The organism is Roseateles sp., from assembly GCF_039929605.1.
In the GTDB taxonomy this organism is placed as follows: Bacteria; Pseudomonadota; Gammaproteobacteria; order Burkholderiales; family Burkholderiaceae_C; genus Pelomonas.
In genome coordinates, this window is the sequence record NZ_JBDSQX010000084.1 from 1 (window position 1) to 23,178 (window position 23,178).

20 protein-coding genes and 1 pseudogene are annotated in these 23,178 nt (G+C 66.7%); 19 read left to right on the plus strand and 2 right to left on the minus strand.

What is annotated here, in order from left to right; translation table 11 throughout:
- Together ABIS05_RS11475 and ABIS05_RS11480 are read right to left on the minus strand one after the other, a co-directional pair.
- Positions 1–3,211, minus strand: a pseudogene (locus tag ABIS05_RS11475) (heme utilization protein); the annotation flags it as partial.
- 287 nt (positions 3,212–3,498) lie between these two features.
- Complete coding sequence (locus ABIS05_RS11480) at positions 3,499–4,158, minus strand: GntR family transcriptional regulator (protein ID WP_348012383.1); 660 nt, start codon at positions 4,156–4,158, stop codon at positions 3,499–3,501.
- An 84-nt stretch (positions 4,159–4,242) separates the two neighbouring features.
- Between ABIS05_RS11480 and scpA the strand changes: the two genes are divergently transcribed.
- The 19 genes from scpA (at position 4,243) to asd (ending at position 23,086) form a co-directional block, all read left to right on the plus strand.
- The gene (gene scpA / locus ABIS05_RS11485) at positions 4,243–6,411 is read left to right on the plus strand and encodes a methylmalonyl-CoA mutase (protein ID WP_348012384.1); all 2,169 of its coding nucleotides are present in this window, start codon (positions 4,243–4,245) and stop codon (positions 6,409–6,411) included.
- Positions 6,412–6,441: 30 nt separating this feature from the next.
- Positions 6,442–6,768, plus strand: coding sequence for a CopG family transcriptional regulator (locus ABIS05_RS11490; protein ID WP_348012385.1), 327 nt, complete (start codon positions 6,442–6,444; stop codon positions 6,766–6,768).
- A complete protein-coding gene (locus tag ABIS05_RS11495) occupies positions 6,765–7,172 on the plus strand; it encodes a PIN domain-containing protein (RefSeq protein WP_348012386.1) in 408 nt (135 codons plus the stop codon). The genes ABIS05_RS11490 and ABIS05_RS11495 overlap by 4 nt, the downstream gene beginning before the upstream one ends.
- Position 7,173: 1 nt before the next feature.
- A complete protein-coding gene (locus ABIS05_RS11500) occupies positions 7,174–7,605 on the plus strand; it encodes a GNAT family N-acetyltransferase (protein WP_348012387.1) in 432 nt (143 codons plus the stop codon).
- Complete coding sequence (gene meaB / locus ABIS05_RS11505) at positions 7,602–8,570, plus strand: methylmalonyl Co-A mutase-associated GTPase MeaB (protein ID WP_348012388.1); 969 nt, start codon at positions 7,602–7,604, stop codon at positions 8,568–8,570. Before ABIS05_RS11500 ends, meaB begins: the two co-directional genes overlap by 4 nt.
- Positions 8,567–8,956, plus strand: coding sequence for a VOC family protein (locus ABIS05_RS11510; RefSeq protein ID WP_348012389.1), 390 nt, complete (start codon positions 8,567–8,569; stop codon positions 8,954–8,956). Before meaB ends, ABIS05_RS11510 begins: the two co-directional genes overlap by 4 nt.
- A gap of 11 nt (positions 8,957–8,967) precedes the next feature.
- Positions 8,968–10,500: an acyl-CoA carboxylase subunit beta gene (locus tag ABIS05_RS11515; RefSeq protein WP_348012390.1), complete on the plus strand. Its 1,533-nt coding sequence runs from the start codon at positions 8,968–8,970 to the stop codon at positions 10,498–10,500.
- 4 nt (positions 10,501–10,504) lie between these two features.
- Positions 10,505–10,795 carry a helix-hairpin-helix domain-containing protein gene (locus tag ABIS05_RS11520; RefSeq protein ID WP_348012391.1) on the plus strand — a complete coding sequence of 97 codons (291 nt, stop codon included), beginning with the start codon at positions 10,505–10,507 and terminating at the stop codon, positions 10,793–10,795.
- 82 nt (positions 10,796–10,877) lie between these two features.
- On the plus strand, positions 10,878–11,198 hold the full coding sequence (locus ABIS05_RS11525; RefSeq protein WP_348012392.1) for a helix-turn-helix transcriptional regulator: 321 nt from the start codon (positions 10,878–10,880) through the stop codon (positions 11,196–11,198).
- Entirely contained in the window at positions 11,195–12,463 is a 1,269-nt protein-coding gene (locus tag ABIS05_RS11530; RefSeq protein WP_348012393.1) for a type II toxin-antitoxin system HipA family toxin, read from the plus strand. Before ABIS05_RS11525 ends, ABIS05_RS11530 begins: the two co-directional genes overlap by 4 nt.
- Positions 12,464–12,471: 8 nt before the next feature.
- On the plus strand, positions 12,472–14,517 hold the full coding sequence (locus ABIS05_RS11535; RefSeq protein ID WP_348012394.1) for an acetyl/propionyl/methylcrotonyl-CoA carboxylase subunit alpha: 2,046 nt from the start codon (positions 12,472–12,474) through the stop codon (positions 14,515–14,517).
- Positions 14,510–15,709 carry an NAD(P)/FAD-dependent oxidoreductase gene (locus tag ABIS05_RS11540; protein ID WP_348012395.1) on the plus strand — a complete coding sequence of 400 codons (1,200 nt, stop codon included), beginning with the start codon at positions 14,510–14,512 and terminating at the stop codon, positions 15,707–15,709. The genes ABIS05_RS11535 and ABIS05_RS11540 overlap by 8 nt, the downstream gene beginning before the upstream one ends.
- A gap of 5 nt (positions 15,710–15,714) precedes the next feature.
- Positions 15,715–16,194, plus strand: coding sequence for a VOC family protein (locus tag ABIS05_RS11545; RefSeq protein WP_348012396.1), 480 nt, complete (start codon positions 15,715–15,717; stop codon positions 16,192–16,194).
- Between the two features lie 216 nt (positions 16,195–16,410).
- Positions 16,411–17,751 (plus strand): hypothetical protein, encoded by a 1,341-nt coding sequence (locus ABIS05_RS11550; protein WP_348012397.1) that lies wholly within the window; start codon positions 16,411–16,413, stop codon positions 17,749–17,751.
- 81 nt (positions 17,752–17,832) lie between these two features.
- Positions 17,833–18,726: a LysR family transcriptional regulator gene (locus ABIS05_RS11555; protein WP_348012398.1), complete on the plus strand. Its 894-nt coding sequence runs from the start codon at positions 17,833–17,835 to the stop codon at positions 18,724–18,726.
- Positions 18,723–20,135: a 3-isopropylmalate dehydratase large subunit gene (leuC, locus tag ABIS05_RS11560; protein ID WP_348012399.1), complete on the plus strand. Its 1,413-nt coding sequence runs from the start codon at positions 18,723–18,725 to the stop codon at positions 20,133–20,135. The genes ABIS05_RS11555 and leuC overlap by 4 nt, the downstream gene beginning before the upstream one ends.
- Positions 20,135–20,782 (plus strand): 3-isopropylmalate dehydratase small subunit, encoded by a 648-nt coding sequence (leuD, locus tag ABIS05_RS11565; RefSeq protein ID WP_348012400.1) that lies wholly within the window; start codon positions 20,135–20,137, stop codon positions 20,780–20,782. Before leuC ends, leuD begins: the two co-directional genes overlap by 1 nt.
- Positions 20,783–20,786: 4 nt before the next feature.
- Positions 20,787–21,887, plus strand: a complete 1,101-nt coding sequence (gene leuB / locus ABIS05_RS11570; protein ID WP_348012401.1) for a 3-isopropylmalate dehydrogenase — start codon at positions 20,787–20,789, stop codon at positions 21,885–21,887.
- An 86-nt stretch (positions 21,888–21,973) separates the two neighbouring features.
- Entirely contained in the window at positions 21,974–23,086 is a 1,113-nt protein-coding gene (gene asd / locus ABIS05_RS11575) for an aspartate-semialdehyde dehydrogenase (RefSeq protein WP_348012402.1), read from the plus strand.
- Positions 23,087–23,178 lie beyond the last annotated feature (92 nt).

The window sequence follows — 23,178 nt, forward strand, 5'->3', positions numbered from 1 at the left end:
TCAAGTCTTCGCTGACCAGGCCGACGATTTGCGGCGTGCTGGTCAGCGCTGCGACCTGCTGTGTGCTCAATGCGCCGATCTGGGCGGAGTCGAGTGCTTCGATCTGGGCGGTGCTCAGCGCGCGCAACGCGGCGGTGCTCATCGCGCGCAGGTCTTGCGTCTCGATGGCGGCGATCTGGTCGGTCGTCAGGCCGGCGACCTGGCGCGAATTGATCGCAGCGAGCTGGTTGGTCTCCAGCGCGGCGATGTTGGCCGTGGCCAGCGCGCCAAGCTGCGACGAATTCATCGCGAGGATCTGGCCGGTGCTCAGGGCAGCGACGTCAGCGCTTTCCATCGTCGAGACCTGGCTGGTCGTCAGCGAGCTGATCTGCGCGGTGTTCAGCGCGCGGATCTGTGCCGTTTCCAGCGCGTTCAGGTCATCGCTCACCAAACCGGCCACCTGCTGGGTCGTCAGCGAGGCGACTTGCTGGGTGCTCAGCGCGCCGATCTGGGCGGAGCCGAGCGCTTCCAACTGCGCGGTGCTCAGCGCACGCAGCGCTGCCGTGTTCATGGCACGCAGGTCTTGCGTTTCCAGGGCGCCCATCTGGTCGGTGCCCAGCGCGGTGACCTGGCGTGAGGCGAGCGCGGCGACCTGATTGGTTTCCAGCGCAGCGATGTTCTCAGTGGACAGTGCACCCAGCTGCGACGAGCTCAGCGCGGTCACTTGACCCGTGCTGAGCGCGGCGACGTCGGCGCTCTCCATCGTGGAGACCTGCGAGGTGGTCAGTGCGCCGATCTGCGCTGTGTTCAGCGCGCGGATCTGGGCGCTGTCCAGCGCGTTCAGGTCATCGCTCACCAGGCCGTTGACTTGCTGCGTCGTCAGCGAGGCGACTTGCTGCGTGCTCAGCGCGCCGATCTGGGCGGAGCCCAGCGCTTCCAGCTGCGCGGTGCTCAGCGCACGCAGTGCTGCCGTGTTCATGGCACGCAAGTCTTGCGTCTCCAGGGCGCCCATCTGGTCGGTGCCCAGCGCGGTGACCTGGCGTGAGGCAAGTGCGGCGACCTGGCTGGTCTCCAGCGCAGCGATGTTCTCGGTAGCCAGCGCACCCAGCTGCGACGAGCTCAGCGCGGTCATTTGGCCCGTGCTGAGTGCAGCCACATCAGCGCTCTCCATTGTGGAGACTTGCGAGGTGGGCAGTGCGCCGATTTGTGCAGTGTTCAGCGCGCGGATCTGGGCGCTGTCCAGCGCGTTCAGGTCATCACTGCTCAGACTGTTGACCTGCTGGGTCGTTAGCGAGGCAACTTGCTGCGTGCTCAGCGCGCCGATCTGGGCGGAGCCCAGCGCTTCGAGCTGAGCGGTGCTCAGCGCGCGCAGGGCGGCGGTGTTCATGGCGCGCAGGTCTTGCGTCTCGATGGCGGCCATCTGGTCCGTCGTCAAGCCCGCCACCTGGCGCGAGTTGATCGCGGCAAGCTGGTTGGTCTCCAGCGCGGCAATGTTGGCCGTGGCCAGCGCGCCGAGCTGCGACGAGTTCATGGCGCCGACTTGGCCCGTGCTGAGCGCAGCCACGTCGGCGCTTTCCATCGTGGAGACTTGGCTGGTCGTCAGCGAGCCGATCTGCGCGGTGCTCAGCGCGCGGATCTGGGCGCTGTCCAGCGCGTTCAGGTCGTCACTGCTCAGGCTGTTGACCTGGGCGGTCGTCAGCGAGGCGACTTGCTGCGTGCTCAGCGCGCCGATCTGGGCGGAGCCCAGCGCTTCGAGCTGCGCGGTGCTCAGCGTGCGCAGGGCGGCCGTGTTCATGGCGCGCAGATCTTGCGTTTCCAGAGCGCCCATCTGGTCGGTCGTCAGGCCGGCGACCTGGCGCGAGCTGATCGTGGCGACCTGGTTGGTTTCCAGCGCGACGATGTTCTCGGTGGACAGTGCGCCGAGTTGCGACGAGTTCATGGCGCCGACTTGGCCCGTGCTGAGCGCAGCCACGTCAGCGCTCTCCATCGTGGAGACTTGTGAGGTGGTCAGTGCGCCGATCTGCGCGGTGTTCAGCGCGCGGATCTGTGCGGTTTCCAGTGCATTCAGGTCATCGCTCACCAAGCCGTTCACTTGCTGGGTCGTCAGCGAGGTGACTTGCTGCGTGCTCAGAGCGCCGATCTGGGCAGAGCCCAGGGCTTCGAGTTGGGCGGTGCTCAGCGCGCGCAGTGCGGCCGTGTTCATGGCACGCAGGTCTTGCGTTTCCAGCGCGGCGATCTGATCGGTGGTCAGGCCGGCGACCTGGCGCGAGTTCAGCGCGGCAACCTGGTTGGTTTCCAGCGCGGCGATGTTCTCGGTGGCCAGCGCGCCGAGCTGCGACGAGTTCAGCGCAAGGATCTGGCCGGTGCTCAGCGCGGCGACGTCGGCGCTCTCCAGCGTGGAGATCTGGCCGGTCGACAGCGCGCCGATTTGCGCGGTGTTCAAGGCGCGGATCTGAGCGCTCTCCAGCGCGTTCAGGTCATCGCTGACGAGGCCGGCCACCTGCTGGGTGGTCAGCGAGGCGACTTGCTGCGTGCTCAGCGCGCCGATCTGGGCAGAGCCCAGCGCTTCGAGCTGGGCGGTGCTCAGCGCGCGCAGAGCGGCGGTGTTCATGGCACGCAGGTCTTGCGTTTCCAGCGCGGCGATCTGATCGGTGCTCAGGCCAGCAACCTGGCGCGAGTTCAGCGCGGCAACCTGGTTGGTTTCCAGCGCGGCGATGTTCTCGGTAGCCAGCGCGCCGAGCTGCGACGAGTTCAGCGCGAGGATCTGGCCGGTGCTCAGCGCGGCGACGTCGGCGCTCTCCAGCGTGGAGACCTGCGACGTGGACAGCGCGGCGATCTGCGACGTGCCCAGCGCGCGGAACTGCGCCGTTTCGAGTGCGTTCAGGTCGTCGCTCGACAGGCTGGCCACCTGGGCCGTGGTCAGCACGCCGACCTGGTTGGTGCCCATCGCGCCGATCTGCTCGGACCCCAGCGCTTCAAGCTGCGCGGTGTTCAGGCTGCGGATGGAGCCCGTGTTCAACGCCCGCAAGTCCTGGCTCTCGATCACCCCCATCTGCGCGGTCGTGAAGTTCGTCACGGCGCGTGTGGTGAATGACGCGAACTGTGACGTCGTCAGAGCCTGGAACTGCTCCGTGGAGAAGGCGACCCAATCCTCGCTGGTCAGCCGCGACAAGGTGCTTGTCGAGAGTGCGGCGACTTGTGCCGTGGTCAGATTGGTAATCAGTGAAGCCATCGTCTGCTCCTGGAGCGAAATCATTTAGGTACGTGCACCGTGGGGGCTTGTGCACCTGTCAAGGCGCCCGCAAGACAAGTCGTCGTGCGGGCGCAGAAACGGGGTGTGATCAAGCTGTGCCGCGGCCTTCAGTCGATTTTCGGACGCTGGTTTACAAACTTGAGCGGATGTAACTCGCGGAGCGTCGACTGTTCGTGCCGGAATGCTAGAAAAGCGCCGGCTTGGCGATCACTGCATAAGCAAGGTCATTCCCCCTGACCTCGCAACCGAGCGGCTGAAGCGTGACTTCAGACCGCTGCGGATTCCGGCGGCGTGGCCGCCGCGAGGCCGTTCTGAAAATGCATGCGCAATTGCATCGCAGCCGTTTCCGGTTGGCGTTGCAGCAGCGCCTGCATCAACGCCCGATGCTCCGCCAAAGACTCCGCCAGCCGACCTTGCTTAAACAACGAGTGGTGGCGGTTGAGCTTCATGACGCGCCGCAGGTCCGTGACGATCTGCACCCGCCAGCGGTTGCCTTCGATCTCCAGCAGCCGCAGATGAAAGCGCTCGTTGGCGGCGAAGAACGCGTCGCGCTGCCCCACTTGCGACTCCAGTACGTCGTGCAACTGCTGCAGCTCGCGCAGCTCGTTATCGTCCGCGTGCGCCGCCACTTGAGCCGCCGCGTCACTTTCCAGCAGCGAGAGCAGTTGATACGCCTCACGCACATCGCGCTCGGACATTTCCGTCACGTAGGCGCCGCGCCGAACCTTCATCGTCACCAGCCCCTCGGCGGCCAACACCTTCAGCGCCTCGCGCAGCGGCGTGCGGCTGATGCCGAATTCGCCGCAGAGCTTGAGCTCGTCGATCCAGCTGCCCGGTTCGAGCTCGCGCGCAAAAATCTGCTGGCGCAGCCGCTCAGCCACCTCTTGATAGAGGGCGCGCGGCGCAAGCGAGGGCATTGCAGTCATGCGGCAAAGTGTAGTGTCAATCTGAATTTATAATTATGAATAACGCCGTCGGCTAAGATGCGCGCCAGCTTCAGGAGATTTCAGATGTCGGACGCCAGCCGCGCCGGGGACGCCCCGGAGTTCAAGACTGCCTCTCTGGAGCAGTGGGCTGCAGCCGCCGCCAAGTCCGCCCCCGGCGGCGATGTGGGCGCGCTGAACTGGGTCACGCCTGAGGGCCTGGTCGTTAAGCCCCTGTACACAGCAGTCGACACCGCCGGCCTGCAGCACGCGGACACGCTGCCCGGCTTCGAGCCCTTCCTGCGCGGCCCGCAGGCCACCATGTACGCGGCACGGCCGTGGACGATCCGCCAATACGCCGGCTTCTCGACCGCCGAGGAGAGCAACGCCTTCTATCGCAAGGCGCTCGCCGCCGGTGGCCAGGGCGTGTCAGTCGCCTTCGACCTGGCGACCCACCGCGGCTATGACAGCGACCACCCGCGCGTGACCGGTGACGTCGGCAAGGCGGGTGTCGCCATCGACTCGGTGGAGGACATGAAGATCCTGTTCGACGGCATTCCGCTCGACACCGTCAGCGTCAGCATGACCATGAACGGCGCGGTGCTGCCGGTGCTGGCCGGCTACGTCGTCGCGGCGGAAGAGCAGGGCGTGTCGCAGGACAAATTGGCCGGAACCATCCAGAACGACATCCTCAAGGAGTTCATGGTCCGCAACACCTACATCTACCCGCCGGCGCCGTCGATGAGGATCGTGGGCGACATCATCGAATACACGGCGCAGAAGATGCCGAAGTTCAACTCGATCAGCATCTCCGGCTATCACATGCAGGAGGCGGGGGCGACCCAGGCGCTGGAACTGGCCTTCACGCTCGCCGACGGCAAGGAGTATGTGAAGACGGCGATGGCCAAGGGCCTGCCGGTGGACGACTTTGCGCCGCGTCTGTCCTTCTTCTGGGCCATCGGGATGAACTTCTATCTCGAGATCGCCAAGATGCGCGCGGCCCGGTTGCTGTGGACCCGCATCATGAAAGGCTTCGGCGCGACGAGCCCGAAAAGCCTGATGCTGCGCACCCACTGCCAGACCTCGGGATGGAGCCTGACCGCACAGGACCCATACAACAACGTCGTGCGCACCACCATCGAAGCCATGGCCGCCGTGTTCGGCGGTACGCAGTCCCTGCACACCAACTCGCTCGATGAAGCCATCGCGCTGCCCACCGAGTTCAGCAGCCGCATCGCGCGCAACACCCAGCTCATCATCCAGGAAGAGACCCACATCACGAGCGTGATCGACCCTTGGGCCGGCAGCTACATGATGGAGAAGCTGACCCAGGACATGGCCGACCAGGCCTGGGCGCTGATCGAGGAAGTCGACGCGATGGGCGGCATGACGAAGGCGGTGGACTCCGGCTGGGCCAAGCTGAAGATCGAGGCGAGTGCCGCCGAGAAGCAGGCGCGCATCGACTCGGGTGCGGACGTGATCGTCGGCGTCAACAAGTACAAGCTGGCCAAGGAAGACCCCATCGACATCCTTGACGTGGACAACGTCAAGGTGAGGGACGGGCAGATAGAGCGGCTCAAAAAAATCAAGGCCACGCGCGACACCGCCACTGTCCAGTTGGCACTGGCCGCACTGACGCAGGCCGCCGAAACCGGCGAGGGCAATCTGCTGGACCTGAGCATCAACGCCGTGCGCCTACGGGCGACGGTGGGCGAGGTGTCGGACGCGCTCGAAGCCGTCTACGGCCGCCACCGCGCCGACACGCACAAGGTCAGCGGCGTCTACGCGGCGGCCTACGACTCGGCCGAAGGCTGGGCCAAGCTGCAGGGTGAGATCGCCGCCTTTGGCGACGAACACGGCCGCCGCCCGCGCGTGATGATCGCCAAGCTGGGCCAGGACGGCCACGACCGCGGCGCCAAGGTCGTCGCCACCGCCTTCGCCGACCTCGGCTTCGACGTCGACATCGGCCCGCTGTTCCAGACCCCCGAGGAATGCGCCCGCCAGGCCATCGAGAACGATGTGCATGCGGTAGGTGTGTCGACGCTCGCCGCCGGGCACAAGACACTGGTGCCGGCCATCATCGAAGAGCTGAAGAAGCAGGGCGCCGACGACATCATCGTCTTCGTCGGCGGCGTCATCCCGGCGCAGGACTACGACTTCCTCCATGCCGCTGGCGTCAAGGGCGTCTACGGCCCGGGCACGCCGATCCCGGCCAGCGCCAAGGATGTCCTCGAACACATCCGCCGTGCTTTGTGATACGGTAATACCGTATTTCAGGAGATCGCCATGGCCGTATCTGTCCGCATGGACCCGCTGATGGAAAAGGAACTCGAACTGGCCGCCAAGCGCAAGGGCGTGACCAAGTCGCAGTTCATCATCGAGGCGGTGGAACGCGCACTGGGCCGCAAGGACCCCGCCGCGCTCTACCAACAGGTGATGGAACAAGCTGCCACCTACCACGCGGCTGACACCGACGCGTCACAAGCAGCGCAGCCACTACGCGTCAAGCTGCAAGGCAAACACGACGCCGAAGCGGCGGACTGGCTCGCCTATCAGCAAGCCAAGCAACGCGGCGAACCGTGGCCGCCGGCCGGCGAGGAGCCGGCCGCTTGAACGCAGCCCTCATCGACGCAGGCCCGCTGATCGCGCTGTTCGATCCGACGAGCGTCGCCCACCGGCATTACGCGCAATTGCTGCCGCAGGGCTGGATGCTGACGACGACTTGGCCCTGCGTGGTCGAGGCCAGCCACTTTCTGAAGCCTGCCGCCAACCAGCGACTGCTCAGCTGGGTGGCTGCAGGCGCGGTGGCGGTGTTCCCCTTCGACGTCTCGCAGCTCCCGGACATCGCCGACCTGATGGCTCGCTACACCGAATGGCCTCGCACCGAGATGGACTTTGCTGACGCCACCTTGGTCTGGCTGGCGTCTGAGGCTGGGGTCACGCAGGTGATGACGATGGATGTGCGCGACTTCTCCCGTTACCGCCTGGCCGATGGCCGGGCGTTCGAGATTCTCTGAAATGCCGAGCGTCGAGCTGCAAGCCGTGCTGCCTGAGGACTTCGAGTCGATGCTGGTGATCCGCATCGAGGCATTGCGCGAGAGCCTGGAGCGGCTGGGCCGCTTCGATCCTGACACCCAGCGCGCGCGGCTGAAGATACTGTTCCGCCCGGAGTGGATGCAGCACCTGCTGGTGGATGGAGAGCGTATCGGCTACTTCACCGTCGAGCCGCGCGCGGGCGAGTTACGCCTGCATCACCTGTACCTGCGGCCTGACGCGCAAGGGCAGGGCGTCGGCGCCTGGGTGATCAACCAGATCAAGGCGCGGGGCCTGCCGATCACGCTGGGTGCGCTGCGCGAGAGCCGCGCGAACGCCTTCTACCGTAGCCACGGTTTTCAGGTTGTCGCGGAGCAAGAGTTCGACATCGAATACCGTTGGGAGCCTGGCGCATGAGCCTGGCCGAGCGCCTGCAGGCCGGCGAGCGCCGCGCGCTGGCCAAGGCCATCACGCTGGTCGAGTCCACGCGCGCCGACCACCGCGAGCAGGCCGACGCGCTGTTGACGGCGCTAATGTCCGCCACCGGCGCCGCGCTGCGGCTGGGCATCTCCGGCGTGCCTGGCGTGGGCAAGAGCACCTTCATCGAAGCCTTCGGCCTGCTGCTGCTCGAGCGCGGCCATCGCGTCGCGGTGCTGACGGTCGACCCGTCCAGCAGCGTGTCCGGGGGCGCCATCCTGGGCGACAAGACGCGCATGGAAAAGCTTTCCATGGACACACGCGCCTTCATCCGGCCCAGCCCCAGCAGCGGCACGCTGGGCGGTGTGGCCGAGAAGACGCGTGAGGCCATGCTGCTGTGCGAGGCTGCGGGCTATGACATCGTCATCGTCGAGACCGTGGGCGTCGGCCAGAGCGAGACCGCCGTGGCCGGCATGACCGACCTCTACCTGCTGCTGCAACTGCCCAACGCGGGCGACGATCTGCAGGCGATCAAGAAGGGCGTCATGGAACTCGCCGACCTCGTCGTCGTCAACAAGGCCGACCTCGACCCGGCCGCCGCCATGCGCGCGCAGGCCCAGATCACATCTGCGCTGCGGCTGCTGCCCACGCATGCGCCCACCGCGCCGCGCGTGCTGCAGGTCAGTGCGCTGAAGGCCGACGGCATCGCGCCGCTGTGGGATGCCATCAGTGCCCAGCGCGACGAGCGCCAGGCGAGCGGCGCTTGGGGCGCCAAGCGCCGCGAGCAATCCCTCGCCTGGATGTGGGAACGCCTCCAGGCCGGCCTGCGCCAGGCCTTCATCACCCACCCCGGCATGGCCGCGCGTCTGCAGGCCGCCACGGCCGACGTGCGCGACGGCCGCACGCCTGCATCCACCGCGGCACGTCAGTTGCTGGCGGCCTTTCAGCTTCGGAGCTCTTCATGATCACTGGCCTGCATCACATCAACCTGCGCGCACCCGCCGAACTGCTGGCCACGTTGCGCGACTTTTACCGCGACGTGCTTGGCCTCACGGTCGGCCCTCGGCCCGATTTCGACAGCGACGGCTTCTGGCTTTTCGCCGGCGGCCACCCCATCGTTCACCTGTCCACGCAGCGAGCTAACGAGACGGTGCGCGGCCCGATGAATCCCGCCGCACCGACGACCTTCGACCACACCGCCTTCTACGGCACCGATTACAAGGCGATGGCTGCGCACCTCGCCGCCATGGGCGTCACCTTCCATGAGTCGCGCTCGGAGCTGACGCGCCAGCACCAGTTCTTCCTGCAAGACCCCGCCGGCAACGGCGTGGAGATCAACTTCCCCTTCTGAGACCTCCGACCATGCAAGACATCCTGCAAGCGCTCGAAGCCAAGCGCGCCCGCGCCCGGCTCGGCGGTGGCGAGAAGCGCATTGCCGCCCAGCACGCCAAGGGCAAGCTCACCGCGCGTGAGCGGCTGGAAATCCTTTTCGACGAAGGCAGCTTCGAGGAATGGGACATGTTCGTCGAGCACCGCTGCGTGGACTTCGGCATGGAAGGCAACAAGATCCCCGGCGACGGCGTCGTCACCGGCTACGGCATGATCAACGGCCGCCTCGCCTTCGCCTTCAGCCAGGACTTCACCGTCTTCGGCGGTGCGCTCAGCGAAGCCCACGCCGAGAAAATATGCAAGGTGATGGACCAGGCCATGAAGGTCGGCGCCCCGGTCATCGGCCTCAACGACTCAGGCGGCGCGCGCATCCAGGAAGGTGTCGCCTCGTTGGGCGGTTATGCCGACGTCTTCCAGCGCAACGTAATGGCCTCCGGCGTCATCCCACAGATCAGCATGATCATGGGCCCCTGCGCCGGCGGCGCGGTTTACTCACCAGCCATGACCGACTTCATCTTCATGGTGAGGGACAGCAGCTACATGTTCGTCACCGGCCCCGAGGTCGTGAAGACCGTGACGCATGAGGAAGTGACGGCCGAGGAACTGGGCGGCGCCACCACGCACAACTGTCGCAGCGGCGTGGCCGACCTGTCGTTCGAGAACGACGTGGAGGCGCTGCTGATGCTGCGCCGCTTCTTCAACTACCTGCCGCTGTCCAACCGCGAGAAGGCGCCATGCCGCCCGAGCGGCGACCCGGCAGCGCGGCTGGATTACTCGCTGGACACGCTGGTGCCCGAGAACGCCAACAAGCCCTACGACATCAAGGAGCTGATCCTCAAGGTCGTGGACGACGGCGACTTCTTCGAGCTGCAGCCCGACTACGCAAAAAACATCGTCACCGGCTTTGCGCGCATGGAGGGCCAGACGGTGGGCATCGTCGCCAACCAGCCGCTGGTCCTGGCCGGCTGCCTGGACATCAAGAGCAGCATCAAGGCCGCGCGCTTTGTGCGTTTCTGCGACGCCTTCAGCATCCCGGTCGTCACCTTCGTCGACGTGCCCGGCTTCATGCCCGGCACTGCTCAGGAGTACGGCGGCATCATCAAGCACGGCGCCAAGCTGCTCTACGCCTACGCCGAAGCGACGGTGCCCAAGATCACCGTCATCACCCGCAAGGCCTACGGCGGCGCGTATGACGTGATGGCTTCCAAGCACCTGCGCGGCGACGTGAACTTCGCCTGGCCTAACGCCGAGATCGCCGTGATGGGCGCCAAGGGCGCGGTGGAGATCATCTTCCGCGAGGACAAGAAGGACCCGGCCAAGCTGGCCGAGCGCGAAGCCGAATACAAGGCCCGCTTCGCCAACCCCTTCGTGGCCGGCAGCCGCGGCTTCATCGACGACGTGATCCAGCCGCACGAGACCCGCAAGCGCATTTGCCGCAGCCTGTCGATGCTCAAGGACAAGAAGCTGGAGAACCCGTGGCGCAAGCACGGGAACATTCCGCTGTGACGTCATGAGCAAAGCGGTTTGCGCCGCCGAAGCGCGGCAACTCACGGACATCCCCAACATCGGCAAGGCGATGGCCGCCGACCTGGTGGGCTTGGGCCTCACGACGCCCGCGCACGTCAAGGCGATGGACCCCTTCAGGACCTATGACCGCCTGCGCGGCCCGACGGGCCAGCGCCACGACCCCTGCGTGCTGGACACCTTCATGGCGGCTCGCGACTTCATGAACGGCGGCCCGGCCCAGCCGTGGTGGCACTTCACCGAGCAGCGCAAGAGGCTGCTGGCGTCGGAAAAGTGATGCATAGCCGATTTCAATAAACGTTCGTATTTGAACGATTGAATGCAAAAATACGCCTTAAAGATTCATTGGTGAACCATTGATGATCGACCTCCTGCCCGCTCCCATCGTCTGCGCCCAACTGGGCGAGCGCCTGCGTGCGCTGCGCCTGGTGCGCAATTTCGGCCAGGCCGAACTGGCGGCGCGTGCGGGTTGCTCGCTGTCTGCTGTGCGGCGGCTGGAGGCCAGTGGGCAGGGCAGCCTGGAGATGGTGGTGCGGGTGGCACAGGCGCTGCAGGCGGCAGATGGCCTGGGATCCTTGTTCGAACTTCCCGCGCTGACCAGCATCGCGCAGGCCGAGGCAATGGCCGGCACCCCAGCCCGCCGCCGTGCCAGCCGTCGCGCCGAGGGGGCGGCCAAATGACGTTGGCCAAGTTGCGTGTCGTCGACCTCGGCTGGGGCGAGCGCCTGCCGCTGGGCACGCTGGCCGACACGGGCGGGAGGCTGCTGTTCGAGTTCTCGCCCGAAGCCATCTCGCGCGGCGTTGAGGCGTCACCCCTGCGCGCGCCACTGCCGCACCCAGGCGCTCAGCCCTTGGCCGTGAGCGGTCCTGCTCACAGCCACGGCCTGCCCGGCTTCATCGCCGACGCGCTGCCCGACGGCTGGGGCCTGCTGCTGATGGACCGCGCCCTGCGCCGCCGTGGGCAGGACCCGCGCACCGTCTCCGTGCTGGACCGGCTCGCGATGGTGGGTGACCGCGCACCCGGCGCGCTGGCCTTCGAGCCCGCTGACGATGCAGGCACCGAGGCCTGGCCCGCGCTGACGCTGGAGCGGCTCGCGCTCGACACGGCCGCCGTGCTGGCCGACGAAGGCTTGCACAGCCCCGAGCAGCAGCTGCAGCGCCTGTTTCGCCTCGGCGGCTCGGCTCAAGGCGCGAGGCCGAAGGCACTGCTGCGCTGGCGCAACCGGCAGTGGTGGGCAGACGGGCCGGGCGCCTTTGAAGATTTGGGAGAACCCATCCTCGTCAAGTTCCCTGCGCCCGGTGAACACGCGGAAGCCTGTGCCATCGAGCAGGCCTACGCCGACCTGGCGCGCCACGGTGGCGTAGCCATGCCCGCCACTGCCTATCTGGCCTTGCCCAAACCGCATGCTGCTTTCGGCACCCGCCGCTTCGACCGCGTGGCCGCGCCCGGCGGCGAACAGCGTGTGCCTTTGCTGAGCCTCGCCGGCCTGCTTGACGCCGACTTCCGCCTGCCATCGCTCGACTATGCGACGCTGATGCTCGCCACCCAGCGCGTCACCGGTGACTATCGCGAGGTGGTGAAGACCTTCGAGCGTTGCGTCTTCAACGTGATGGCCCACAACCGCGACGACCACGCCAAGAACTTTGCCTTCACCCGCGATGCTGCGGGCCAGTGGCGCCTGTCGCCCGCGTTCGACCTGACCTTCTCCTTCGGCCCCGGCGGTGAGCACACCACCAGCGTTGCCGGCGAGGGCCGCGCGCCCGGGCGAGGCGACCTGATGCGCGTGGCCGGGCAGGGCGGCGTCAAGCCCGCTGACGCCAAGCGCGTCATCGAGCACTGGCGTGAGGTGTTCCAGACGCTGCCGGGCCTCCTGGCTGATGCGCCCATCCGCGCGACGACGAGGCGCGACCTGCTCGCCCGACTTCCACGAATTGCTGCTGAGTGAGACAAAGCATGTTCACCAAAATATTGATTGCTAACCGCGGAGAGATCTCCTGCCGAGTGATCGCGACCGCCCGCAAGATGGGTATCGCCACCGTCGCCGTCTACTCCGAGGCCGACAAGGATGCCCGCCACGTCGACCTAGCCGACGAGGCCGTGCTGCTCGGCCCGGCTCCGTCGCGCGAGAGCTATCTTGTCGCTGACAAGATCATTGCCGCAGCCAAGCAGACGGGCGCGCAAGCCATCCACCCCGGCTACGGCTTCCTCAGCGAGAACGAGGCCTTCGCGCGCCGGGTGGAGGAGGAAGGCCTCGTCTTCATCGGCCCCAAGCACGCCAGCATCGCGGCGATGGGCGACAAGATCGCGTCCAAGAAGCTGGCCACTGCGGCCGGCGTCAACACCATCCCCGGCCACAACGAGCCCATCCTGTCGGCCGACGAGGCCGTGGGCATTGCGGCGCGCATCGGCTACCCCGTCATGATCAAGGCCAGCGCCGGTGGCGGTGGCAAGGGCCTGCGCGTGGCCTTCAACGACAAGGAAGCCTTCGAGGGCTTCACGTCCTGCCGCAACGAGGCGCGCAACAGCTTTGGCGACGACCGCGTCTTCATCGAAAAGTTCGTCGAAGAACCGCGCCACATCGAGATCCAGGTGCTGGGTGACTCGCTGGGCCACGTCGTCTACCTGTGGGAGCGCGAGTGCTCCATCCAGCGCCGTCACCAGAAGGTCATCGAGGAAGCACCGTCGCCCTTCATCAGCGAGGCCACGCGCCGGGCGATGGGCGAGCAGGCCGTGGCGCTGGCCAAGGCCGTCAATTACCAAAGTGCCGGCACGGTGGAGTTCGTCGTCGGCAAGGACCAGAGCTTCTATTTCCTGGAGATGAACACGCGGCTGCAGGTGGAGCACCCGGTCACCGAATGCATCACGGGGCTGGACCTCGTCGAGCAGATGATCCGCGTCGCAGCAGGCGAGCCGCTGTCGTTCGGCCAGGCCGACATCAAGCGTGACGGCTGGGCCATCGAATGCCGCATCAACGCGGAAGACCCGTTCCGCAACTTCCTGCCGTCCACCGGCCGACTGGTGCGTTATCAGCCGCCGGAAACGAGCATGCAGCAAGGTGAGCCGGCCCGCTTCGGCGTCCGCGTGGACACCGGCGTCTACGAAGGCGGCGAGATCCCGATGTTCTACGACTCGATGATCGCCAAGCTCATCGTGCACGGCCGCGACCGCGCCGACGCCATCGGCAAGATGCGCGAGGCGCTGAACGGTTTCGTCATCCGTGGCGTGTCCAGCAACATCCCCTTCCAGGCCGCGCTGCTGGCCCACCCGGACTTCGCCAGCGGCGACTTCAACACCGGCTTTATCGCCCAGCACTACGTCGACGGCTTCAAGGCCGAGGACGTGCCGCACGCCGACCCGCTTTTCCTCGTGGCGCTTGCCGGCTTCATCCGCCGCAAAGCCCGCGAGCGCGAGGCCGGCATCAGCGGCCAGTTGCGTGGCCACGAGGTGCAGATCGAGCACGACTACGTCGCTGTCGTGAACCTGGGGCAAGGCCGCAGCGAACGTCATGCGCTGCACATCAGCGAGTTCGGCGGTGCGATGGGCGAGGCGCGCGTGCAGGTCGACGACAAGGATTACCGCATCGTCAGCCGCTCGCGCCTGAACGACGTGCGCATCACCGGCACCGTCAATGGCCTGACCTTCACCGCCCAGGCCGAGCGCGGCACGGCGAAGAACCCGCTGGCCTACCGCATCCACCATGGCGGCCGCTCCGTCGAGCTGACCGTGCTGAGCCCGCGCGCGGCCGAGTTGCAGGCGCTGATGCCCTACAAGGCGCCGCCCGACACGTCCAAGCTGCTGCTGTCGCCCATGCCCGGGCTGCTAGTTCATCTGGGCGCGCAGGTCGGCCAGACCGTGCAGGCGGGTGAGCGCCTGGCCGTCATCGAGGCCATGAAGATGGAGAACATCCTCACTGCACAGCAGGATGTGACGGTGGCCGAGGTGTTGGCCAAGCCGGGCGAGAGCTTGTCGGTGGATCAGCCCATCCTGCGTTTTGCCTGAGGCCAGCCTCGCCATCGTCGGCGCAGGCGTGGCCGGCGCCGCCGCAGCCGTGCGCCTGGCCGAGCGCGGCATAGCCGTCACGCTTTACGAGACCGTGTCCGAGCCACGCCCCATCGGCGCCGGTCTGTTGCTGCAGCCCACCGGCCAGCGCGTGCTGGCGGCGATGGGCCTGCTGGACGAAGCGCTGGCCCTGGGCGTGCGCGTGGACCGGCTGTTTGGCGACACGCCCTCGGGCCGCGCCGTGCTGAACATGAGCTACCGGCGCTTTCACCCCGAGGCCTACGGCCTGGGCTTGCAGCGCGGCGCGCTGATGGGGCTTCTGTGGAAGCGCGTGCGCGAGCTGGGCATCCCGTGGCATTGCGGCGTCGCGGTCGAGGGTTTCGAGCAGGACGTTGACGGTGTGACCCTGCGCCTGGCCGGCGCCGAGCCCGTGCGACACACCGCGCTCATCCTCGCCAACGGCAGCTTCTCCCGGCTGCGTGAGGGCATGAAGGTGGGCCAGCGCGCACGCCTCTTCCCCTGGGGCGCCGTCTGGACCGTGCTGCCCGCGCCGCCGGGCTTTCCGCAGATCGAGTTGCGCCAGCGCTTTCGATCAGCGTCGCAGATGCTCGGGCTCATGCCCGTTGGCAAGGCGGCTGCGGACGATGCCGAGCGCGGCATCAACCTGTTCTGGAGCCTGCCGGTGGCCGAGCTGGACGGCTGGCAGAACCGCATTGGTCTGGATCATCTCAAGCAGCAGATGGCCGACCTCTTCCCGGACGTGGCGCCACTGCTCACCGGGCTGCACGACGCTGAACAACTCCGCGAGGCCCGTTACGCCGACGTGCACATGGCCCGCTGGCACGACGGCCGCGTGCTCGCCATCGGCGACTGCGCCCACGGCATGAGCCCGCAGCTGGGGCAGGGCGCCAACATGGCCCTCATCGACGCGCATGAACTGGCGGCCGAAGTCGGTGATGAATGGTCAAGCGTCTTCGAGCGCTACAGCCGGCGCCGCCGCGCCCATCTGCGCTTCTACGGTCAGGCGAGCAAGGGCCTGACGCCGATGTTCCAGTCCCACGCTGTCGTCGCGCCCTGGCTGCGCGACCGCTTCTTCGGCTGGGGTGGCCGCCTGCCCTACATCCATCAACAATCCATCGCCACGCTGGCCGGCGTCAAGACCGGCTGGCTGTGGGGGCGGCTCAAGCTGTGATCGCCATGAGCAACGCAAGACCTTTCAAGATCCTCGGCCTGCAGCAGATCGCCATCGGCGGCCTCGACAAGGCCAGGCTTCGCCACCTGTGGGTGGACCTGCTCGGCGTGCCGGTGACCGGCAACTTCAGGAGCGAGCGCGAGAACGTCGACGAGGACATCTGCACGCTGGGGCAGGGCGCCCATGCGGTGGAGGTGGACCTGATGCAGCCGCTGGACCCGGAGAAGAAGCCGGCCGTGCACGCCACGCCCCTGAATCACGTCGGCCTGTGGGTCGACGACCTCCCCGCCGCCGTGCAGTGGCTGGAGGCGCAGGGCCTGCGCTTCGCCCCCGGCGGCATACGCTGCGGCGCGGCCGGTCATGACATCTGCTTCGTCCACCCCAAGGGCAACGACCAGTTCCCGTTCGGCGGGGAGGGCGTGCTGATCGAGTTGGTCCAGGCGCCGGCGGACGTTGTGCAGGCACTCGCGCTGGCCGGCGCTTGAACTTCCGCGAAGCGCCGCTTCCTCAATCAAAGCTTCTGCTGCGCGGCGCCCGCCCGTAACCTGCGCACTGCAAATCTTGCGCGTGCCGCGCTGGGCTGACCGGCCCGTGGCACACCGGGAGACGGGGTGGTCACAAGCGGCCTCGTGAATTCGGTCGCAAGGCTTTGCTCGGCCGCTCGGGGCCAGAATCTGCGCCTTCGCTTTCCACGCCGCCCGATGCGCCACCTCTTTTTCCTGCTGGCCCTGCTGCCCACCTTCGCGCAGGCATGGGGCAACCACAGCCCCATGTGCTACCGAGCCTTCGAGCGCATGCCCGAGGTTGCGGGCGCTGCGGTCGTCAAGGCTGAACCGCTCGGTGATTTCCTGCGTGACCAGGAAGCAGCCATCGCCCGCACACTGGACGCCCAGGAAGCCTGGGCCCGCGAGCATCTCAAAGGCCACGCGCCGCGCCCGGATGCGCTGCGCTTCGTGCCCGACGCCAAGCGCAGCGACGCCGACCGCCGCACCGCCTTCCTGCGCGCGCTGCGCCTGTCGCCGCAGTCCAAGCTGGCGCTCTACCTGCAGGTGGATCCGCGCGACGCCGAGTCCGCGCGGCCCACCATCGACTTCAATGAAGTCTCCGTCGTCATGCCAGGCAAAGGCGCCACGCAGCGCTTCGTCGCGCTGCGGCCGGGAGAGGAGGTTGCGCCGCTGGCCGTGCTGGCCTCGGCCTGCGACGAGCCCGACTACGGCCATGACCTCAATCTCTTCGACGACAACTTGGGCAGCCCGGCCAACCCGCGCTACGGCTTCGGCAAGCAGCCCTTCGGCAACCCAGCCGTCGCTATCGGCTCGCAGGCGCCGTTCCACATGGGCTTCTTCCACCAGGGCGCCATCTTCAATACGCTGGCGCCCAGCTTCGCGCGCACCTTTGCCGAACTGCGCGTGCAGCAGTACGGCGGCCTGGCCGTGCTGGCCTGGCAGACGGGCCATGCCTACTGGGGCTGGCGCTTCGCCGGCCTGGCGCTGCATCACGTCGAGGACCTGACGCAGCCCTATCACGCCAGCGCCGCCCCGGGTGCGACGCTGGGCCACATGATGTGGGTCAATCTCAAGGCCCAGCTCGGCGCGCCGGTCGACCGCCAAGGTCTGGTCGTGCTACAGAGCAACCGCCACTTCGTGCTGGAGCAGTTCCAGACGCGCTGGGTCATGGACGCCGCCCGCCAGCGGCGCGACGGACCACTCGAAATGGCGCTGCGTGATGCCACGCACGATGCGCGCTACCCACCTTGGAGCCCGATCTACGTCCGCGATGTGGTCGCTGCTGAAGCTTTCGCCGCCGGCCCGGCGACCGACGCGGCCGTCGTCGTAGGGGCGCCGGCGAAATTCGTCACTGACCCCAATTTCGACTTCGCCGCGAATGAGGCCCAGCTCGGCCCGGAACTTGCGCGCGACATGCAGGGTCAGCGTGACGCGCTGCGGGCGCGCATCGCTGAATTGCTGGGCCACTTCGGTGCCCACAGTCGCAATGCGCTTCGCGGGTTGCTGAAGCAGGCGAACAGACAGTCGCCACGTTGAAGTTCGTATTTGGCGAAATCACTATCGCTTTTTGGCGCAGAATCTCGTTCTTCGCGAAGGCTATGCTGGAGTCAATCGATCATGCGCCACGACCTCACCACTCTCAATCTCGTGCTGGCCATCGAGCAGACCCGCTCGATCACCCGTGGCGCGGCCCAGGAGCACCTGGCGCTGGCTGCGGCCAGCAAGCGCTTGTCCGACCTCGAAAGCCGCCTCGGCGTACAACTGTTTGAGCGGCGCGCTCGCGGGGTTGAGCCGACCGAGGCGGGCCGGGCGCTGGTGCGCCATATCCGCTCGTTGCATGCGTCGCTCTACGCCCTCGAAACCGAGGTCATGGAGTTCTCTCGCGGCATCAAGGGCCACCTGCGCATCGCCTCCAACACCAGCGCGATTGCCGAGTGCCTGCCGCCCTATCTGGTCGAGTTCTCGCAGGCGCACGCGCAAATCCGCATCAGCCTGGAAGACCTGACCAGCGCCGAGGTGCAGGCCGCCGTGGCCGAAGGGCGTGCTGACGTCGGCGTCTTCACCGCGCCGGTGCTCGACAACCGGGTCCAGACCTGGGTCTTCGCCCGCAGCCGCCTCGCGGCTCTTGTCCCGCTCAAGCACCCGCTCGCCAGCCGCGAGGCTGTGAGCTTCGACGACTTGCTGGGCTATGACCTCATCGGCCTGAATGCCGGCGCCAGCGCCCAGGAACTGATGCGCGAACAAGCCGCCGCCCGTGGCCAGACGCTCAACGCGCGCCTGCAGGTGCGCGGCTTCGACGGCATCGCCCAACTGGTCGAATCCGGTCTCGGCGTGGCCGTGCTGCCTGAACAACCCGCCGAACGCTTCACGCGCGTTTTCGGCGTGCGCTGCCTGCGACTTGAAGAGCCGTGGGCCGAGCGCGACTATTACCTGGGTGTGCTGCGCCAACAGCGCTTGCCCACCGTGGTGCAACGCTTCGTGGACACCCTCATTCCTCGAGAAAAGCAATGACCCCCCGTACCCTTTACGACAAGCTCTGGGACGAGCATGTCGTGCACTCCGAACCGGATGGCACGGCACTGCTCTACATCGACCGCCACCTCGTTCACGAGGTGACCAGCCCGCAGGCCTTCGAAGGCCTGGACCTGGCCGGCCGCAAGGTCTGGCGCCTGTCCGCCAACCTGGCCGTCAGCGACCACAACGTGCCGACGACCGACCGGTCGCAAGGCATCGCTGATCCCATCTCCAAACTGCAGGTCGACACGCTGGACGCTAACTGCGACCGCGTCGGCATCACGCAGTTCAAGATGAACGACAAGCGCCAGGGCATCGTGCACGTCATCGGCCCGGAGCAGGGCGCCACGCTGCCCGGCATGACCGTCGTCTGCGGCGACAGCCACACCTCCACGCACGGCGCCTTCGGCGCGCTGGCGCATGGCATCGGCACCAGCGAGGTCGAGCATGTGCTGGCCACGCAGACGCTGTCCGCCAAGAAGGCCAAGAACCTGCTCGTCAAGGTGGAAGGCCAATGCCCCAAGGGCGTTGGCGCCAAGGACATCGTGCTCGCCATCATCGGCAAGATCGGCACGGCCGGCGGCAACGGCTACACCAACGAGTTCGCGGGCGCGGCCATCCGCTCACTCTCGATGGAAGGTCGCATGACCGTCTGCAACATGGCCATCGAAGCCGGTGCCCGCGCGGGCCTGATCGGTGTGGACGACACGACCATCAACTACGTCAAAGGCCGCCCCTTCTCGCCGAATGGCGTGGAGTGGGAACAGGCCGTGCCTTACTGGCGCACGCTGCACACCGACGCCGGCGCGCACTTCGACAAGATCGTCGAACTCGACGCCGCACAGATCCGCCCGCAGGTCAGCTGGGGCACGTCGCCCGAGATGGTGCTGGCCATCGACGACCGCGTGCCCGACCCGGAACGTGAAAAAGACGCCGTCAAACGCGGCGCCATCGAGCGCGCGCTGACCTATATGGCGCTGGAGCCCAACAAGGCCATCAGCGACATCCACGTCGACAAGGTCTTCATCGGCTCTTGCACCAACAGCCGCATCGAGGACATGCGCGAGGCCGCCGCCGTCGTGCGCCGCGTCGGCGGGCGCCTGGCCAAGAACATCAAGCTGGCCCTCGTCGTGCCGGGCTCCGGCCTCGTCAAGGCGCAGGCCGAAGCCGAAGGGCTGGACCAGGTCTTCAAAGCCGCCGGCTTCGAATGGCGCGAACCGGGTTGCTCCATGTGCCTGGCGATGAACGCCGACCGGCTGGAGCCGGGCGAGCGTTGTGCGTCGACCAGCAACCGCAATTTCGAAGGCCGCCAGGGCGCCGGTGGGCGCACCCATCTGGTCAGCCCTGCCATGGCTGCCGCTGCGGCCATGGCGGGTCATTTTGTCGACGTGAGGACGCTCTCCTGATGGACAAGTTCACCATTCACAAGGGTCTCGTCGCGCCCATGGACCGCGACAACGTCGACACCGACGCCATCATTCCCAAGCAGTTCCTGAAGTCGATCAAGCGCAGCGGCTTCGGCCCCAACCTGTTCGACGAGTGGCGCTACCTGGACCACGGCGAACCCGGCCAGGACCCGGCCAGCCGCAAGCCCAACCCCGAGTTCGTGCTGAACCAGCCGCGTTATGCGGGTGCCAGCGTGCTGATCGCGCGCAGCAACTTCGGCTGCGGCTCCAGCCGCGAGCATGCGCCCTGGGCGCTGCAGCAATACGGCTTCCGCGCCATCCTGGCACCGAGCTTTGCCGACATCTTCTTCAACAACTGCTTCAAGAACGGCCTGCTGCCCATCGTCTTGCCCGAGCGCGCGATCGCGCAGTTGTTCGACGAGGTCTACGCCTTCCCCGGCTACCAGCTTGTCGTCGACCTGCCACGCCAGGTCGTCGTGAAGCCCGACGGCGCCGAACTGCCCTTCGACATCGAGCCTTTCCGCAAGGAATGCCTGATCGGCGGCCTCGACGAGATCGGCCTGACGCTGCAGCACACCAACAAGATCCGCGCCTACGAGGCGCAACGCATCGCCGCCAAACCCTGGCTGGCCAACCGAGTGATTTGACGTCATGACGATCAAGAAGATTGCCGTTCTGCCGGGCGACGGTATCGGCCCCGAAATCATGGCCGAGGCCGTCAAGGTCCTGAACGCGCTCGACCTGCCTTTGCAGCTCGACTGGGCCGACGTCGGCGGCAAGGCTTACGACACCAGCGGCCACCCGCTGCCGCCCGCCACACTGAAGCTGGCGCAGGAAGCCGACGCCGTGCTGTTCGGCGCCGTGGGCGACTGGAAGTACGACAAGCTGGAGCGTTCGCTGCGGCCTGAACAGGCCATCCTTGGCCTGCGCAAGGCGCTGGGCCTGTTCGCAAACTTCCGCCCGGCCATCTGCTACGAGCAACTGACGCATGCGTCGTCGCTGAAACCTGAGCTCGTCGCCGGCCTCGACATCCTCTTGATCCGCGAGCTGACCGGCGACATCTACTTCGGCCAGCCGCGCGGTCGCCGTACGGCCGTGGACGGCCACTTCCCCGGCGCCGATGAAGCCTTCGACACGATGCGCTACTCGCGCCCCGAGATCGAGCGCATCGCCCACGTCGCCTTCCAGGCCGCCCGCTTACGGTCCAAGCGCCTCACCAGCGTCGACAAAGCCAACGTGCTGGAGACCTCGCAGTTCTGGAAGGACATCGTCATCGAGGTCCACGCCCAGTACCCCGATGTCGAGCTGGACCACATGTACGTCGACAACGCGGCGATGCAGCTCGTCAAGGCGCCGAAGAAGTTCGACGTCGTCGTGACCGGCAACATGTTCGGCGACATCCTGTCCGATGAAGCCGCGATGCTGACCGGCTCCATCGGCATGCTGCCGTCCGCCTCGTTGGACGCGAACAACAAGGGCCTCTACGAGCCCAGCCACGGCAGCGCGCCGGACATCGCCGGCAAGGGGATTGCCAACCCGCTGGCTACAATCCTGTCTGCCGCCATGATGCTCAAGTTCTCCCTCAACCAAGGCGACGCTGCCGCTCGTATCGAGACGGCCGTGCAGTCCGTGCTGGCGCAGGGCTTGCGCACCGCCGACATCTGGAGTGATGGCACCACGAAGGTCTCGACCATTGAGATGGGCGACGCCGTGGTGAAAGCCATTACGACCACGAAAACCATCAAGAGCTAACAGCTCCGTCTCGTCTCGCCCCTCCAAACCCGGCGAACGAGCCGGGGCCCGAAGTGGATGGGGTTTGGTGAACTGAAGGAATGATGATGACGACCTTGGTAGGCCTCGTAGGCTGGCGCGGCATGGTGGGCTCAGTGCTCATGGACCGCATGACCGCCGAGCGCGATTTCGACCTGATCGAGCCGCTGTTCTTCTCGACGTCCAACGCCGGTGGCGCTGCCCCGACGCAGGCCAAGAACGAGAAGACGCTGCAAAGCGGCTTCGACATCGAGCAGCTCAAGCGCTGCGACATCATCATCACCGCCCAGGGCGGCGACTACACCTCCGAGGTCTACCCCAAGCTGCGCGCTGCGGGCTGGACGGGCCACTGGATCGACGCCGCCTCCACGCTGCGCATGGCCGATGACGCCGTCATCATCCTGGACCCCGTCAACCGCGCGGTCATCGACCAGGCGCTGAGCGACGGCGGCAAGAACTGGATCGGTGGTAACTGCACCGTCAGCTGCATGCTGATGGGCGTGGGCGCGCTGTACAAGGCCGGGCTGGTGGAGTGGATGTCCACGCAGACCTACCAGGCGGCAAGCGGCGGCGGCGCCCAGCACATGCGCGAGCTGCTGACGCAGTACGGCACGCTGAACGCAGCCGTCAGGCCGCTGCTGGACGACCCCAAGAGCGCCATCCTCGAAATCGACCGCCAGGTCATCGCCAAGCAGCGTTCGCTCTCCGCCGACGAGACGGCCAACTTCGGCGTGCCGCTGGGCGGTTCCTTGATCCCCTGGATCGACAAGGACCTCGGCAATGGCATGTCCAAGGAGGAGTGGAAGGGCATGGCCGAGACCAACAAGATCCTCGGCAGCGGCTCCATCCCGGTCGACGGCTTCTGCGTGCGCGTCGGCGCGATGCGCTGCCACAGCCAGGCGCTGACCTTCAAGCTCAAGAAGGACGTGCCGCTGGCCGACATCGAGGCCATGATCGCCGCCGACAACGAGTGGGTGAAGCTGGTGCCCAACACCCGCGAGGCCACCATCCGTGACCTGACCCCCGTGGCCGTCACGGGCACCATGACCATTCCCGTCGGCCGCGTGCGCAAGCTGGCAATGGGCGCCGAGTACGTTGGCGCCTTCACCATCGGCGACCAACTGCTGTGGGGCGCCGCCGAGCCGCTGCGCCGCATGCTGCGCATCCTGCTCGATCGTTGATCTGCTTACGGTCTTTTACGATTCGAATTAGGGTTGACCCTCGGCTCGTTATCGACACCAAGCGACACATCAGATACCGCTTGAGCATTTCC